The 15,155-nt window shown below is 52.6% G+C and carries 13 protein-coding genes and 2 tRNA genes; 1 reads left to right on the top strand and 14 read right to left on the bottom strand.

The window, feature by feature from the left end; all coding sequences use genetic code 11:
• Positions 1-12 precede the first annotated feature (12 nt).
• The 9 genes from rimP to rlmE form a co-directional block, all read right to left on the bottom strand.
• Positions 13-468, bottom strand: coding sequence for a ribosome maturation factor RimP (gene rimP / locus CBE72_RS13860; protein ID WP_100144240.1), 456 nt, complete (start codon positions 466-468; stop codon positions 13-15).
• Positions 469-642: 174 nt separating this feature from the next.
• Positions 643-719: transfer RNA gene (locus CBE72_RS13855), tRNA-Met, on the bottom strand.
• Between the two features lie 82 nt (positions 720-801).
• Positions 802-888: transfer RNA gene (locus CBE72_RS13850), tRNA-Leu, on the bottom strand.
• 10 nt (positions 889-898) lie between these two features.
• Positions 899-1,204: a preprotein translocase subunit SecG gene (gene secG / locus CBE72_RS13845; RefSeq protein WP_100144238.1), complete on the bottom strand. Its 306-nt coding sequence runs from the start codon at positions 1,202-1,204 to the stop codon at positions 899-901.
• Position 1,205: 1 nt separating this feature from the next.
• Positions 1,206-1,988, bottom strand: coding sequence for a triose-phosphate isomerase (gene tpiA / locus CBE72_RS13840; protein WP_100144236.1), 783 nt, complete (start codon positions 1,986-1,988; stop codon positions 1,206-1,208).
• Between the two features lie 182 nt (positions 1,989-2,170).
• A complete protein-coding gene (gene glmM, locus CBE72_RS13835; RefSeq protein WP_100144234.1) occupies positions 2,171-3,508 on the bottom strand; it encodes a phosphoglucosamine mutase in 1,338 nt (445 codons plus the stop codon).
• Between the two features lie 96 nt (positions 3,509-3,604).
• Positions 3,605-4,441 carry a dihydropteroate synthase gene (folP, locus tag CBE72_RS13830; RefSeq protein WP_100144232.1) on the bottom strand — a complete coding sequence of 279 codons (837 nt, stop codon included), beginning with the start codon at positions 4,439-4,441 and terminating at the stop codon, positions 3,605-3,607.
• Positions 4,442-4,554: 113 nt separating this feature from the next.
• The gene (gene ftsH / locus CBE72_RS13825; RefSeq protein ID WP_100144230.1) at positions 4,555-6,519 is read right to left on the bottom strand and encodes an ATP-dependent zinc metalloprotease FtsH; all 1,965 of its coding nucleotides are present in this window, start codon (positions 6,517-6,519) and stop codon (positions 4,555-4,557) included.
• Positions 6,520-6,563: 44 nt separating this feature from the next.
• Complete coding sequence (rlmE, locus tag CBE72_RS13820) at positions 6,564-7,193, bottom strand: 23S rRNA (uridine(2552)-2'-O)-methyltransferase RlmE (RefSeq protein WP_100144228.1); 630 nt, start codon at positions 7,191-7,193, stop codon at positions 6,564-6,566.
• A gap of 90 nt (positions 7,194-7,283) precedes the next feature.
• Between rlmE and yhbY the strand changes: the two genes are divergently transcribed.
• On the top strand, positions 7,284-7,583 hold the full coding sequence (yhbY, locus tag CBE72_RS13815) for a ribosome assembly RNA-binding protein YhbY (protein ID WP_025009926.1): 300 nt from the start codon (positions 7,284-7,286) through the stop codon (positions 7,581-7,583).
• A 115-nt stretch (positions 7,584-7,698) separates the two neighbouring features.
• On the opposite strand, the gene secF is transcribed toward yhbY, so the two are convergent.
• The 5 genes from secF to CBE72_RS13790 all read right to left on the bottom strand — a co-directional run bounded on the left by secF (position 7,699) and on the right by CBE72_RS13790 (position 14,895).
• Positions 7,699-8,595: a protein translocase subunit SecF gene (secF, locus tag CBE72_RS13810; RefSeq protein ID WP_373289276.1), complete on the bottom strand. Its 897-nt coding sequence runs from the start codon at positions 8,593-8,595 to the stop codon at positions 7,699-7,701.
• A 4-nt stretch (positions 8,596-8,599) separates the two neighbouring features.
• Positions 8,600-10,435: a protein translocase subunit SecD gene (secD, locus tag CBE72_RS13805; RefSeq protein ID WP_100144226.1), complete on the bottom strand. Its 1,836-nt coding sequence runs from the start codon at positions 10,433-10,435 to the stop codon at positions 8,600-8,602.
• A gap of 119 nt (positions 10,436-10,554) precedes the next feature.
• Positions 10,555-11,121 carry a hypothetical protein gene (locus tag CBE72_RS13800; RefSeq protein ID WP_100144224.1) on the bottom strand — a complete coding sequence of 189 codons (567 nt, stop codon included), beginning with the start codon at positions 11,119-11,121 and terminating at the stop codon, positions 10,555-10,557.
• Positions 11,122-11,228: 107 nt separating this feature from the next.
• Positions 11,229-11,705, bottom strand: coding sequence for a transcription elongation factor GreA (gene greA, locus CBE72_RS13795; RefSeq protein ID WP_039033631.1), 477 nt, complete (start codon positions 11,703-11,705; stop codon positions 11,229-11,231).
• A 244-nt stretch (positions 11,706-11,949) separates the two neighbouring features.
• Positions 11,950-14,895: an alkaline phosphatase family protein gene (locus CBE72_RS13790; protein ID WP_229672018.1), complete on the bottom strand. Its 2,946-nt coding sequence runs from the start codon at positions 14,893-14,895 to the stop codon at positions 11,950-11,952.
• Between the last annotated feature and the right edge of the window lie 260 nt (positions 14,896-15,155).

The following is a 15,155-nucleotide window of genomic DNA, read 5'->3' as shown; positions in this document are numbered from 1 at the left end:
ACCTTGAAACCATCAAAACTTAGCGATCAGGTTGCCTTTACGGATGTTATCCAAGGCAATAATCAAGTCTTTTCCATCCACTGTCAGGGTGAGCATCTGCCCTTCCACCTTAGTGATGGTACCTTTTAAGTTACGACTACCCGCTACCGGCATAGTCAGTTGAATCTTTGCTTCCTCTCCAAGGTACATAGCGTATTGTTCAGAGGTGAACAGCGGCCTGTCGAGACCGGGAGAGGAGACTTCCAGTGTGTATTCGGAAGTGATTGGGTCCTCGACATCCAGAATGGCGCTCGCCTGACGACTGGCATTGGCACAATCTTCAATATTAATGCCGTTCTCACTGTCAATAAATAGCCGCAAGGTTGAATGCTTGCCGGCCTTAACAAATTCAATACCCCATAGCTGGTAGCCGAGGCCTTCCACTGCCGGAGTAAGCATTTCTGTGAGTCTGGATTCTAATGTTGCCAAGGTAACCCCCGAAAAACAAAAAAGGGCTATTAATAGCCCCAGTATTGAGCTGCCGTAAAAGGCAGCAAATTTAAAAGTCCCAGATAACAAAAAACCCCGTAATCACGAGGTCATTATGTTCAAGAACCTGTAAACAGGATGAATTATATATTAGCTTAATTCATCACTGGGAGCTGGTTGCGGGGGCCGGATTTGAACCGACGACCTTCGGGTTATGAGCCCGACGAGCTACCAAGCTGCTCCACCCCGCGTCAACTGCTGCAAGTTTACTGATTTCAGCTTTCACTTGCAATAACTGAGAAAAATTTCATATCCATTCACTCAGTTAAAGATTGGTGCCGAGAGCGGGACTTGAACCCGCACGACCGTTAGGTCACAGCCACCTCAAGGCTGCGCGTCTACCAATTTCACCACCTCGGCATATTCGGTATTAGTCTGGAATTTTGGTCTCAGACTGTTGGGTCTGTTCTACATCAGAACCCATAATATTGGTGTCCTGCTTCACGTGATGCGCACTCATGTTGCCAATAACCAGGCTAAGAGTGAAAAACGCGATAGCGAGAATCGCCGTTGTCCGAGTCAGAAAGTTACCTGAACCTGCTGAACCGAACAGGGTTCCTGAAGCACCGGCACCAAAAGATGCGCCCATGTCAGCCCCTTTGCCTTGCTGGATAAGGATGAGTCCAACCAGACCCAAAGCCACCAACAAGTAAATAACCATCAGTACTTCTTTCATATTAAGCGCTCATTGCTATCGTACATAAACTCAAGAATTCGGTAGAGTTTAAGCTAGCACCGCCTATCAGTCCACCATCCACATCAGGTTGGGCGAATAAATCTGCAGCATTACTCGGTGTGACACTGCCGCCGTACAAGATCCTGATATTTTCCCCAATATAAGGGGACACTTCAGAGAGGCGATTGCGTATAAACGCGTGAACTTCTTGTGCCTGCTCTGGTGTTGCGCTCTTTCCTGTCCCTACAGCCCAAAGAGGCTCATAGGCGATGATCGCATTATCAAAAGCCATGGTACCGTTCTTTTCGATTACCACATCCAACTCTTCGGCAAGCACCTCAAAAGTACGTCTTGCTTCACGAGCCGGGCCAGATTCACCGACACAGAGTATCGGAGTTAGACCGTGCTTTTGAGCCGCGGCAAATTTCTCTGCCACTATATTACTCGTTTCACCGTACATACGGCGGCGTTCCGAGTGACCAATTATCACATAACGACAACCGGCATCTTTCAGCATCCGCCCTGAGGTTTCACCCGTGTACGCACCAAAATCGTGCTGACTCAGGTTCTGAGCTCCCATTCTAACCAGAGAACCATTTAAGGTTTCCTTGTTAGTTTCGAGCAGTTGCCTTACGCTTTCCAGATAAATCGCTGGTGGGCATAAAACCACTTCAACAGAATCATTATGTAGCTTATTGGCAAACTTCTTGAACAACTCTTGCGCTAACTGCGCACTGCCATTCATTTTCCAGTTGCCTGCTACCATTGGACGTCTGAGTGCCATCACCATCTCCTCTGAAAGCGGCGTGAATAATAGCGAACCACTTATTAACTTACAATACCTGTTTACGGAATTTTTGCGATTTACCGTGTGTTCGGCTACTTTTTGCGCTCACACTCAGTAAATCGCTCACAATTTCAGCTTAAGTCATTAATTTTACTTTGATTAAGCTAAAAAACGCCAATTTAAACCGCTTGTTTGACTGCGGCGGCTATGGTTTCGGCATGAGCGCGCACCAGGGCTTCATCATCCCCTTCCACCATCACCCGGATCAAAGGTTCAGTACCGGATTTACGCAACAACACCCGTCCACGCTCACCCAGTTGCGACTCCACCTGAGCCTGGGCGTCTTGCACCAATTGTGATGCCAGCGGATCTGAGTTGCCTTCAAAACGAACATTAATAAGGACCTGAGGCAACATCTGCATCGATTCAGTCAACTCTTCCAGCGAGGCGTTATGACGACGCATGGCCGCCAGCACCAGAATACCTGCCACTATGCCATCACCCGTAGTGCCATGATCCAGGTTGAGGATATGGCCTGAGTTTTCTCCCCCAATGCGCCAATCTTTCTCTTTCAGCAGTTCCATTACATAGCGATCGCCAACCTTGGAACGGGCAAAGGGAATATTGAGCTGTTTGAGCGCCAGCTCGAGTCCCAGATTGGACATCAGCGTACCAACAACCCCGCCTTTGAGAATGCCGCGCTTTTGGGCGTCGCAGGCAAGGATATAGAGGATCTGATCGCCGTCTATGACATCACCTTGTCGATTGACCATCATGATACGGTCGCCATCGCCATCGAGCGCGATACCCAGATCGGCGCCTTCACTGACCACGGTTTCACAGATCTTGGCCATGGAGGTCGCCCCCACTTGATCATTGATGTTGATACCATTGGGCTTATCCCCTATGGTCACCACCTCGGCGCCCAGTTCGCGGAACACATTGGGGGCAATGTGATAGGTAGCGCCGTGAGCACAGTCCACCACTATCTTGAGCCCGGCGAGGGTTTGATCCGCCGGGAAGTTACCTTTGCAGTATTCGATATAACGACCGGCAGCATCATCAATGCGAGAAACCTTCCCCAGCAGATGCGACTCAACACAAACCAGAGGTTTTTCCAGCTCGGCTTCAATCTCAAGTTCCAGCTCGTCATCCAGCTTACTGCCATCTGTGGAGAAAAACTTGATACCGTTATCATAGTAGGGGTTGTGAGATGCACTGATAACCACTCCGGCCTCGGCGCGGAAAGTTCGGGTCAGGTAGGCTACCGCAGGCGTAGGCATTGGGCCCATCAACATCACATTGAGCCCGGCAGCAGACAGGCCGGCTTCCAGCGCCGACTCGAACAGATAACCTGAGATCCGGGTATCCTTGCCTATGATCACTTTACGAGTGCCACTGCGGGACAAGACCCTACCGGCAGCCCAGCCAAGCTTAAGAGCCAACTCAGGAGTCATCTTGCCCGCTCCGACTTTGCCGCGGATCCCATCCGTACCAAAAAACTTTCTCACACTCACCCCTCTTACGAACCATCCCAGATGGTTATTCTATATATTGTAAACCTAATGTCGGCTGACCCGCCGACCTGAATCCGATGAAGTCACAGCGCTTCTTTATCCAAACTGTTTGGTTGCAGCCATGACCTTGAGTACATCGTAAGTCTCTGCGACATCATGTACCCGAATAATATGTGCGCCCCGCTGAGCTGCCAACATAGCGCCTGCCAGGCTGCCTGCCAATCTATTGTCTACGCTGCGCTCAAGCAGATTTCCTATCATACTCTTTCGTGACAATCCGATAAGTATTGGCAGATCAAATTTTGCTAGCTCTTGCAAATGAGCCAGCAGATGATAATTGTGTTCCAGCGTCTTGCCAAATCCAAAACCTGGATCCAGCAATATTGCCTCTCTGGCGATCCCTGCATCAATGCAGGCCTCAATGCGCTTGGCAAAGAAGTCATTCACCTCGGCAAGCAGATCCTCATAGTGGGGCGCATTCTGCATGGTTCTGGGTTGCCCCTGCATATGCATCAGGCACACAGGCACCTGCAACTCAGCCGCGGCTTGGAGGGCGCCGGGCTCCTGCAAGGCCCGCACGTCGTTGATAAGATGAGCGCCGGCATTGATACCGGCACGCATCACTTCGGCTTTGCTGGTATCCAAAGAGATCCAGATCTGAGGATACTTGGCGACAATATACTCCACCAAGGGAACAACCCGGGAAAGCTCCTCATCGACGCTGACATCGGCAGCCCCGGGCCGAGTGGACTCGCCGCCGATATCAATAAACACGGCGCCATCGGCCACCATCTGGTCGGCGTGGCGGCAAGCCAGTTCAAAGGAAGAAAAACGGCCGCCATCGGAAAACGAATCCGGGGTTACATTGAGGATCCCCATCACCTTAGGCTCATCGAGTAGTAGTTGCTGAGCACCGGACTTCAATTCAAACACTCTTTACTCCCTTACGCGTCAAGCGCGAGAACATCTTTCTTGGATTTATTATTGTGCCTTCAGGCAGAAACAAGAAAACCCCTTGCGGGGTTTTCTTTGACCTCAGAATGAGCTTATTTCAGCGGGCTCTCGCCGGGTTTGCCCAAATCTGCAGCAGTATCACTCGGCTCATGCTCTTCAACTTCAGTCTCTTCAGGCTTGGCACCTTTATTGCCATTATTGCCGTTGGAAGAGCCGTTGTCATCCATATGCCAATCCACCGGAGGACGCACTTCGCGGCGCTCCATCAAGTCCTCTATCTGGCGCGAGTCTATGGTCTCATACTTCATCAACGCATCTTTCATCGCGTGCAGTACGTCCATATTCTCATCCAGCAGTTGCTTGGCACGCTGGTAGTTGCGGTCAATGATAGCCTTGATTTCGGAGTCTATGATGGCCGCAGTCTCATCAGACATATGCTTGGACTTGGCCATGGAGCGGCCCAGGAATACCTCACCCTCTTCCTCTGCGTATAGCAGCGGACCTAGTTTCTCAGAGAAGCCCCACTGGGTCACCATGTTACGGGCAATGGCCGTAGCATATTTAATGTCCTGAGATGCACCGGTAGAGACTTTTTCAGTGCCAAAGATAATCTCTTCTGCCAGTCGACCACCGTAGGCCACAGAGATCTTACTCTCCAGCTTCTGGCGGCTCTCACTGATGGCATCGGCTTCCGGCAGGAAGAAGGTCACACCCAAGGCCCGGCCACGAGGGATAATGGTTACCTTATGCACAGGGTCGTGCTCAGGCACCAGATAGCCCACAATCGCGTGGCCGGCTTCGTGGTAAGCCGTCATCTCTTTCTCGGACTCAGACATCACCATGGAGCGGCGCTCGGCGCCCATCATGATCTTGTCTTTGGCACTCTCAAACTCTTCCATGGTCACCACACGGCGATTACCGCGAGCAGCAAACAGTGCCGCCTCGTTAACCAGGTTGGCAAGATCCGCACCTGAGAACCCAGGCGTACCACGGGCAATCACACTAGCTTTAACATCGTCACCCAAAGGCACTTTACGCATGTGCACTTTAAGAATTTGCTCACGGCCGCGAACATCCGGCAGCCCTACAACAACCTGGCGGTCGAAACGGCCTGGACGCAACAGCGCAGCATCCAACACATCTGGACGGTTGGTTGCGGCGATAACGATAATACCTTCATTACCTTCAAAGCCGTCCATTTCCACCAGCATCTGGTTCAATGTTTGCTCACGCTCGTCGTGACCACCACCGAGTCCGGCACCACGCTGACGGCCAACGGCGTCGATTTCATCGATAAAGATGATACATGGCGCCGACTTTTTGGCCTGCTCGAACATGTCACGTACCCGGGAGGCACCGACACCGACAAACATTTCCACAAAGTCAGAACCTGAGATGGTAAAGAAAGGCACCTTGGCTTCACCGGCAATCGCCTTGGCGAGCAAGGTTTTACCTGTACCTGGAGGACCAACCATCAAGACACCGGTAGGAATACGGCCACCGAGTTTCTGGAACTTAGTCGGATCACGCAGATAATCCACCATCTCCTTCACCTCTTCCTTGGCCTCATCACAACCGGCCACATCGGCAAAGGTGGTCTTAATCTGATCTTCGCTCATCAGCTTGGCTTTACTCTTGCCAAAGGACATGGCGCCTTTACCGCCACCGCCCTGCATCTGTCGCATAAAGAAGATCCACACCCCGATAAGCAGCAGCATAGGGAACCAGGAGATAAAGATCTGTGTCAGGAAACCTGACTCTTCGGCTTCCTGCCCTTTCATGCGGATGCCTTTACGATCCAGGTCATTGATCAGATCCTGGTCATACAAGGGCATAATGGTGGTGAACTTTTCACCGGACTTTTTGACGCCTTCAATCGTACGTTGATCGCTTTTCACTTCAACGTTACTGACTTGGCCGCTACGAACATCGTCCAGGAAAGTCGAATAATCCATCTTCTGCGCTGACGAAGAAGAGGGGGAGTAACCCTGGAACACGGACATCAGCACCACGGCGATGACCACCCAGAGAATCAAATTTTTTGCCATGTCACTCAATTACTGAACCTCACAAAGTCTTGAGATTTACTTCAATCAGGGTACTACAACTTGTACCCTGTCGCTACCAGATAGACCTCGCGAGAACGTGGCCTGGAGGAATCCGGCTTACGGGTTTTTACAGTCTTGAACGCTTGTCTGACTGCTTTCATATACTCGTCAAAGCCCTCCCCCTGAAAGACTTTAACAGCAAAACTACCATTGGCTGCCAACACCTGATGACACATATCCAGCGCCAACTCCACTAAATACATGGCTCTGGGCTGATCCACACCATCTGAACCACTCATATTGGGCGCCATATCCGAGAGCACCAAGTCAACCTTATCTTCCCCAACCCGGGTCAGCAAGGCCTCGAGGACTTTTTCCTCACGGAAGTCTCCCTGAAGGAAATCGACGCCAACGATTGGGTCCATCGGTAAAATATCACAAGCAACCACTTTACCTTTATCACCGACCAACTTGGCTGCTACCTGAGACCAACCTCCAGGAGCGGCTCCCAGGTCAACCACTGTCATCCCGGGTTTAATCAGCTGATCTTTTTGTTGCAGCTCCTCCAACTTGAACGCGGCCCGCGAACGCAGCCCCCGTTTTTGTGCCAATTTGACATAGTGATCATCAAAGTGTTCCTGCATCCAACGGGTGGAACTGGCCGTACGTTTCTTACCTGACATTCAAAATCCGCAACAAATGAGAGTTACACAAGGGCTATATGAGGGTAGAATAGCGGCTTTTCAACAGTAACTCAGCAAAAGTTGGTAGAAATGAACTTAACAACCAAACAGAAACAGCATCTAAAGGGCCTGGCACACAGCCTCAAGCCGGTAGTGCTGCTTGGTGCCAATGGCCTGACTGAAGGGGTACTGGCTGAAATTGATAATGCGCTCTCTCACCATGAGCTGATTAAAGTTAAAGTCGCCTCTGAAGACAGAGAACTGAAAGCCGCTATCGTTGATGCCATTGTCCGTGAAACCCAGGCAACCAAGGTGCAGCTGATAGGCCATGTATTGGTGCTTTTCCGCCAATCCGAAGAGATGAAAATCGCTCTGCCCAAGGCCAGATAAGCCCATTCCCCTCAAAAAAGCCACCTTAACAGGTGGCTTTTTTGTTGCCAGTATCCCATCGGCGCGCACATTGTGGCGCCGGTGGATTAAATCAGTATTAATTGACGGGTTTCAATCAAGGAGTCTGGGTCACAGGCGTCACCCGATAATGCTCACTGGACAGTCCCAACCATTCCGGCAATGAAGTACCAACCGATATTGAGGAGAAGGTACCGGTCAACACACCGATAAACATGGCGATGGAAAATCCTTCCAAGGGACCTCCGCCCATGATCCACAGCGCTGAAATGGTCATCAAGGTAGTACCGGATGTCACCATGGTTCGGGCAAACGTGGCAGCAATCGCCTGGTTATTGATGTCTTTTACCGCCAGCTTGGGTTTGGCGGCCAGCAATTCGCGGATCCTGTCGGCAATAATGATGGAATCGTTGAGTGAATATCCCAAAATGGCCAGCACTGCCGCCAGCACCGTCAGGTTGAACTCCATCTGAGTGGCGGCAAAAAAAGCCAGCACAAAGATAACATCATGCACCAGTGCAAATACCGCGCCGGATGCCAGACGCCACTCAAAGCGGTAAGAGAGATAGCCCAGAATACACAACATAGCCACCAGCAAAGCCAAACCGCCCTGCTCGGCCAACTCCTGGCCGACCTGAGGCCCGACTATGCTGGTATTGAGCACTTCCACCTGAGTGTTCATACCCGCCAACACTTCCGGCAGTTCGGGCATACTCTGTCCGGCACTTGGCGCGGCATAACGCAGCACCCAGCGTCCCGGCTCACCGGCAGCAATCAGGCTGACTTCCTGACCATAGGCCTGCTGCAACAAAGGTTGCAACGTCTTGGCGCTGATTGAGCTGTCGATACGGATTTCACTGACCACACCACCGGTAAAATCCAGCCCCCAGTTGAGCCCCTTGACGGCAATCACACTGATGGACACTATCATCAAAATCACAGAAATCGCGCTGCTGAAATAACGCCACTTGGTTGCATTTTTCATATTAATCATAATATTAAACCCTTACATCGCGGCTGAAGTTCTTGCCATAAACCAGATTGATAATCGCCCTTGAGGCAAAAATTCCGGTGAACATACTGGTCAATAACCCCAGCCCCAGCGTCAGCGCAAACCCCTGAATAGGACCATTACCTATGGCGTAGAGCACTACGGCGGTGATCATAGTGGTGAAGTTGGCATCGAAAATGGTGGAGAAGGCGCTGTCAAAGCCCTTGTCAATGGCGTGCGCCAATGCTCGCCCTTCACGAAGCTTGTCGCGGATCCGCTCGAAAATCAGCACATTGGTATCCACCGCCATCCCCACTGTCAGCACCAAACCGGCAATCCCGGGGAGAGTCAGTACCGCGCCGGGGATCAAGGCCAGCAAGCCAAACAGCAACACCATGTTAGCCAGCAGTGCCAGGTTGGCGACCCAGCCCAGCCTGCGATACCAAAGCGCCATAAACACCAGGGTGATCCCCAGACCGAGCGCCAGGGCGGCAAAGCCGTTGTGAATATTCTCTGCCCCCAGCGTCGGGCCTATGGTGCGCTCTTCAACTATGGTGACAGGTGCAGTCATAGAACCGGCCCGCAGCAAAAGAGCCAATTGCTGCGCATCCTGATAACTACCGGCGCCGGTTATTCGAAAGCGCTCCGGCAGCACAGACTGGATGGTGGCGACACTGATAATTTCATTGCTTTGTACCGCCTTACCATCGGCATCGCGACTGTACTCACTGTATGCCGTGGCCATAGGTTTACCGATATGGCCTCGCGAAAAGTCGGTCATACGGCGGCCGCCTTCACTGTCCAGGGTAATATTCACCTCTGCAATGCCCATTTCTCCGATTCCGGCACGGGCATCGACAATATGCTCGCCGGTCAGCACAGGTTTACGTGCCACGGGCACAGGATTGCCGGACTTGTCTTTAATCAAGATGGCGCCGGTGGCACTATCCTTAACCTCATAGAAGGCCAGAGTCGCGGTCGCCCCTATCACGCTCTTGGCGGCCGCCGGGTCTTGAACACCGGGCAGCTCGATACGGATGCGGCTCTCGCCCTGACGCTGCACCAAGGCTTCGGTGATCCCCAGTTCCTCAATTCGGGTACGCATGATCTGCAGATTTTGCTGCACCGTCAGATTACGCAGGTTGATTTTCTCGGCCTCCGTCAGTACCAGCTTGAGTTGACTGTTATCGCTGCTCACCTGCCAGAGTGGGTATTGCTTGGCCATAAATTGCCGCACCTCGGCGCGAGCCGCCTCTGGCATAACCACTGTCAGTTGCTCTTCAGCGCCCTGACGCACACTCAAGCCACGGATCCCCGTTTCTCTGGCAAAGACGCGCAGGGCATCGGCCAATGAACTGCCTTGAGTCTGATACACAGGAGCAATATCCACATCCAACAGAAACTGCACCCCACCACGAAGATCCAGTCCCAGTTTAATGGGTTCAAATCCCATGCCGAGCAGCCACTCGGGCGCCGCCGGTCTCAAGGCCAAAGTGAGCTCAGCCGGATCTTGGGCATGATCGGCCAGCAATGACTTGGCCAGCGTCTGTTGGCCTTCGTCATTGAGAATAACCAGGGTTTGCTGATCTTTGCTGTCCAGGCGCTTGACTTGAATATCGGCCTTGGCCAGTTCAGAAACTATCTGGGTCGGAGATAAGTCCAGTCCGGCCTTGGGAGAAATTTGCACCGCGGCATCTTCACCATACCAGGTTGGCAAGGCGCTCAGCGCCATCACCACCAGAGTGACTACCAACACCAGATATTTCCAGGCGCTGTAGTGATTAAGCAATTTTTTAGGCTGGCGCCCACGGCCATTACTCTTTAATAATGAGTCAGTTATCATATTTATGCTCTCTTTTCGACTCGTGGCTTAAGCCACATATCACAGTCGCAGCCATCCAATGACGGAGTGACTGACAACAGATGAAGTGAAATCCGGACAGAAAAGCCCGGTAGAGAGCGTCAGGCGGCCTGCTGACTGAAGCGATAGCGGAGGTTGGCGTCTTTCCAGCCCCCAAGGCGCAAACCAGCCCCGGGGTGCGTTAAGGTCCAATTCAGCTCGATAGGCAACTGCTCGGCAAAACCTATGCTGAGCACTGGCGCCGGTGGCATAGCGATTTCAAACGCCAATTCATAGGGCGGCTCGGGCACATCCTGCTGAGCGGCCATACTGAGACAGCGCAGACGAGCACCAGGGGCAGAATAGAGTTGGTCGCCCTGCTCGGAGCGCAGCAACTTGGATAAGTCAGACAGGGAAACCTTGCCATCCACCTCAGCTCTGCCACTAGCATCATGCTTGCCAAACTTGTGATACCGGGCCTCTTGGACTTGAGACTCCTGACCAACTGAGGTAGATGAAGCTATGGACAACGGCTCTTTGTCAGCATCTTGCTGACTGAGCTCGGGCAAAGCCTGTTCAAACGCCTTCCAAGTTGCATCTGAGGCAATCCCGGAATACACATTTCCCAGCAGACCTATGGCGATCAGCAGGGTAAAGAGGCGCATGATTTTCAGCAACAAGGTGTCCATTGATAATGGTTATTTGGGCGGATGCTAGTCTTTCAAGCCCTGACGGGCAAATTAAACTTTGTCCATCTTGCACAAAAAAGCCGCCCGGAGGCGGCTTGATAACGCAATCAGATATATTCGACGGCGACAACTTCATATTCTGCCAGGCCACCGGGAGTTTGAATATTGACTTCATCCCCCAGATTTTTACCGATAAGGCCACGGGCAATGGGGGAGTTCACCGAGATCAGGTTCTCTTTGATATTCGCCTCATCGTCACCGACAATGCGGTAAGTCACTTCGGCATCTGTGTCCAGGTTCAGTATGGTCACGGTAGAACCAAAGATGATCCGGCCATTGTTGGGCATCTTGGTCACATCAATGATCTGGGCGTTGGACAGTTTGCCTTCGATATCGCGGATACGGGCTTCGCAAATGCCTTGCTCTTCACGGGCGGCATGGTATTCGGCGTTTTCTTTCAAATCCCCCAGTTCACGCGCCGCGGCAATTGCCTCGGTGATCTTGGGACGGCGATCAAACTTGAGTATATCCAGTTCTTTGCGCAACTGTTCTGCCCCAACCAGGGTCATGGGAACCTTGTTCATAATCTCTTTCGTCTCCTGTCAAACAAAAGCAGCCTCCGTCAGCCAAGGGCCAACAGAGACTCATTTTTCGGGTGAATGGGCGCCATTTTGTCTGCGGCGCCAGGGATGCATAGCGGAATACCGGAGAACACACCGGCCAAAACTCAATTCATCTTGGCTACAAGCTTACCTAAGGCATGGCAGGCTTGCCAGTGATGGCGACAAAAATCTCTGTTTCTGTGGCACCGACGATAATAAATTCATCTCAGTTAAGACTCGAAAGCACAGAGGGATAGCCCCAACCATTGTCTCCTACCTCGACCTGCTCACCGGTAAGGTACTGATACAAAGTCGGTGCCAGTGAGCCGTTATCCAGCGGCCCCAATCTCTGGCCGGGTTTGCTAGGCTCGCCCCAGAAACCTATGAAGGCATCTTTTTCCAGATAATGCTCGCCCGCATGACGCCCCGGCACCAGGGTGTTATAGCCAAATCCCTCTTTGGGGAAGAGGTTGATGGTGCCGGCCCTATCTTCATCATAGAGATGTGCCAGCTGCACCACGGCATCGGGTCTGGGACTCATGGCCGCCAGATTGCGCCACTGATCGGCGCTGCAGCCCTTGGCACTCCCCAGGCACAATTCGAGCAGTTGTTGTTTGGCCGATAACTGAACATCAGACAGCGGCAACAGATAAGGGTTACTCTGAGCCAGTGCCAGCAGCTCAGGCGCGCCCTTAGCATCCAGCGCTTGATAACGGATAACGCCCGATTCACGACTGATCATTTCATCGCGGCGCTGCCCGTTTCTGTATCCCACCAAACGCACAGAGCAGCTATCAAGCGTACAATCGCTTTGGCGCACCACCAGATAATCCAGCGATTCCTGCAACTCATCGGCAAGCAGGCTGACCATATCCAGCGCCTTGCCTTCTTTAACCTTAAAACGGGTCAACTCTTGATACAGAGGTTGCAGCTGCCAACCTCGGTCCGAGTTAAAGAAGTCCAGCATATAGTTGCCACCGGCAGTGGAGGCTATCACCAAATCTACCCCATGCAGTGAAGGCGGATTGAGGTTGTTGGTTATCTTGGGACCTTCTCCTTCATCAGAGGAGATTTTGCTTATCTTGAGCTCGACCCCGCGCTGCTTGAGCGCATCTTGCAGCACCAGTTCAGGGTTAAGGGTGTGATACACAGGTGCCAAACCATGATCGCCGGCCATGCCCCACAGCGTCTGCGGATAGATACCCGCGTCCCGATACACCTTGTCCAGACGGCCGAGCCAGTAATCGAGGCGGTTAAGCTCACCGGTCGGCGCTATGATTTCGTCGCTGAACGGCCCCTTGAAATGAGCGAAGTGATCCGGCCAGGGGTTATAAATAAGCAGATAGTCCGGCATTGCCTGCTCACTCAGCAAGGCCAGCTCATTGAGCTGTTCATTGAGCTTACCCCGCAAGCTCATGCGGGAAAACAGCCGCCAGGCCCCCATCTTGTCGTAGGCCTCGAGTTGCTTGCGAACCGCCGCCACGCTATGTTGCAAGTCCCTCTCGGCTTCGGCGCGCAGCGACAACTCATTGAGACAGCGCTGCTCACCAAAATCACGGATCGCTTCCCCCAGCCCCAGATTGACCAGGGCATCGAAACTGGTCTGGGCGTTCCAGTCATATTGGGCGTTGCAGTTTAAGGTCTTGAGATAATTCAGCCGGTCGAACATGGTACGCATGCCGCGGCTCTCCACCAGATTTTCGAGCTGCAGGGCGTCGTTGCCGAAAAAGTAATAGGCCCGGTCACGGGTGCGATCGACAAAGTGAAAATTGGGGATCCCTGTGCCGCCCTTACCGGACACTGCGGCGCCTGTCTTGATAATCGGCAGATTGCGCACACTGATGGTCGGCGTGGAAGAGATGCCTCCTGTGGCTATGCCATTCTCACTCCGGCGATAGAGTGACTTGAAAAACGGCAGATAGTACTGGTCGGTGGCGCCATTTTTCACCAGCTGACGCAAAAAGTCCTGTTTGGGAGTGTGCTGCGGCCGCCCCTTGGCTGACGCGGGCGTGAGTTGCGACAAAGCCGCGTCCCTGGCAAGTACTTCTTTGAGATAAGGGCCGGAATTGGGTGCAACCAACGCCTGCATCAGTCCCTGGCTCAAGCCATCTACCGTTATCTGCACCGCTCTTGGGCGTTGACTCCAACTTGCCAGAAAATCACTCAGCCCCTTGGGATCTTCCTTGAGACTGGCCTGCATCCAGGCCGAAAAGGCTTTTGCCCGCTGCGCCGGTAATGCATATTGGCGATAGGCCTTGAGCACATTGAGACGGACAAAGTCGATAAGAGTAACGGTTATCGCCTGCGCCTTGTTGTTTACCTTGGCGGCATTTTCCGCCTTGCCATCTTCAATAATCAGCTCGAGGGCGCTGCGCATATCCCCCTCAGGCAGACTGCCGACATACTTGCCAATCTCATTGATGATCAGCGGCTGAATGTCGGCAATCAGCGCCAAATCTTCAGGGGTGTTGCCAAGATAGCGGTAATGCTCCGGCAGTATCTTGCCAAGGGCCCAGTCATCATTGTTGAACAGGCGATCATAGATAGTCACCAACATGGTAACCAACTGGCGATTGAGCGTCATGCCCTCGCGTCTGTCATTGGCTTCAGCGGTCGGTTCGGTGTTGTCTTTAACCTGCTCTTCCAGGCTGAACAGCGAATGCTGCCAGGGGGCGATTTGCTCCTTGCTGTATTGGCTCAGCAGATAATCCCGGAACTGATCCCGGTTCTCGGCGCGGCTGTATCTGTCGTAAAAAAGGTAGAGAAAATGCCCAAGGGGGATGCTGTAGAAAGGATCCGACAGCCGGGCTATGACCCTGGCCTTGGTCGGCGCATCGAGCGGCAGCGTTAAAATGTAGGCATCCAGGCTCATACCGGCAACAGAAAATATCGCCAGATCGCGCCCTGTGGTGACACTGAGCTCCAACCCTTTAAACAGCTGCTTTTGCAGCAGTTCGCCGCCGTGATACAAGGGTGCCACCAAAGGCACGGTGTTGATATCGGCCCGCACGCCGTTGCTGCCGAGGCTCAAAGCCAAGCCAAGGCTTAAGGCCAGAGCCTGCGTGTTACGCCGCCGGTTGAACAACCCTTTGACTCGCCCCACAGCGCTTTCCCGGCCCTTGGGCTCCTTTGAGACAGACTCGAGTATCATCACTTCCTTTCCCTGAAACATCTTGATTGCAGCATCTTAAATGAAACGCCTTGATAATGGCGAGTTTAGCAAGAGCCGCCAAGATCCCAAAGCCAAGGGAAGGTGCGAATAAGTCTTCGCGGCGTTCTTTTTTGTAGAGAGTGGCTTGCACAGCAATTGGCGTTCAAGGCATCTGACTGAATGTATGCCGGGGCCTGTCCGCACCTTCCCAAGAAATCATCCGACCTATAAAAAAACAGGCCACCCTAATGGGTGGCCTGGTCAGTTTCAGTTACTGACTG

Origin of the sequence: Shewanella carassii (assembly GCF_002777975.1) — a bacterium.
Classification (GTDB): Bacteria; Pseudomonadota; Gammaproteobacteria; order Enterobacterales; family Shewanellaceae; genus Shewanella; species Shewanella carassii.
Note: the sequence above shows the minus strand (reverse complement) of the source record. Positions and strands in the feature narration are given on the sequence as shown.

What these genes read in the sequence shown, in the direction of transcription:
- secG (WP_100144238.1), bottom strand. Translation starts at nt 1,204, where the DNA reads ATGAAAGAAGTACTGATGGTTATTTACTTGTTGGTGGCTTTGGGTCTG.
- tpiA (WP_100144236.1), bottom strand. Translation starts at nt 1,988, where the DNA reads ATGGCACTCAGACGTCCAATGGTAGCAGGCAACTGGAAAATGAATGGC.
- rlmE (WP_100144228.1), bottom strand. Translation starts at nt 7,193, where the DNA reads ATGTCAGGTAAGAAACGTACGGCCAGTTCCACCCGTTGGATGCAGGAA.
- yhbY (WP_025009926.1), top strand. Translation starts at nt 7,284, where the DNA reads ATGAACTTAACAACCAAACAGAAACAGCATCTAAAGGGCCTGGCACAC.
- secF (WP_373289276.1), bottom strand. Translation starts at nt 8,595, where the DNA reads ATGATTAATATGAAAAATGCAACCAAGTGGCGTTATTTCAGCAGCGCG.
- secD (WP_100144226.1), bottom strand. Translation starts at nt 10,435, where the DNA reads ATGATAACTGACTCATTATTAAAGAGTAATGGCCGTGGGCGCCAGCCT.
- CBE72_RS13800 (WP_100144224.1), bottom strand. Translation starts at nt 11,121, where the DNA reads ATGGACACCTTGTTGCTGAAAATCATGCGCCTCTTTACCCTGCTGATC.
- greA (WP_039033631.1), bottom strand. Translation starts at nt 11,705, where the DNA reads ATGAACAAGGTTCCCATGACCCTGGTTGGGGCAGAACAGTTGCGCAAA.
- CBE72_RS13790 (WP_229672018.1), bottom strand. Translation starts at nt 14,895, where the DNA reads ATGTTTCAGGGAAAGGAAGTGATGATACTCGAGTCTGTCTCAAAGGAG.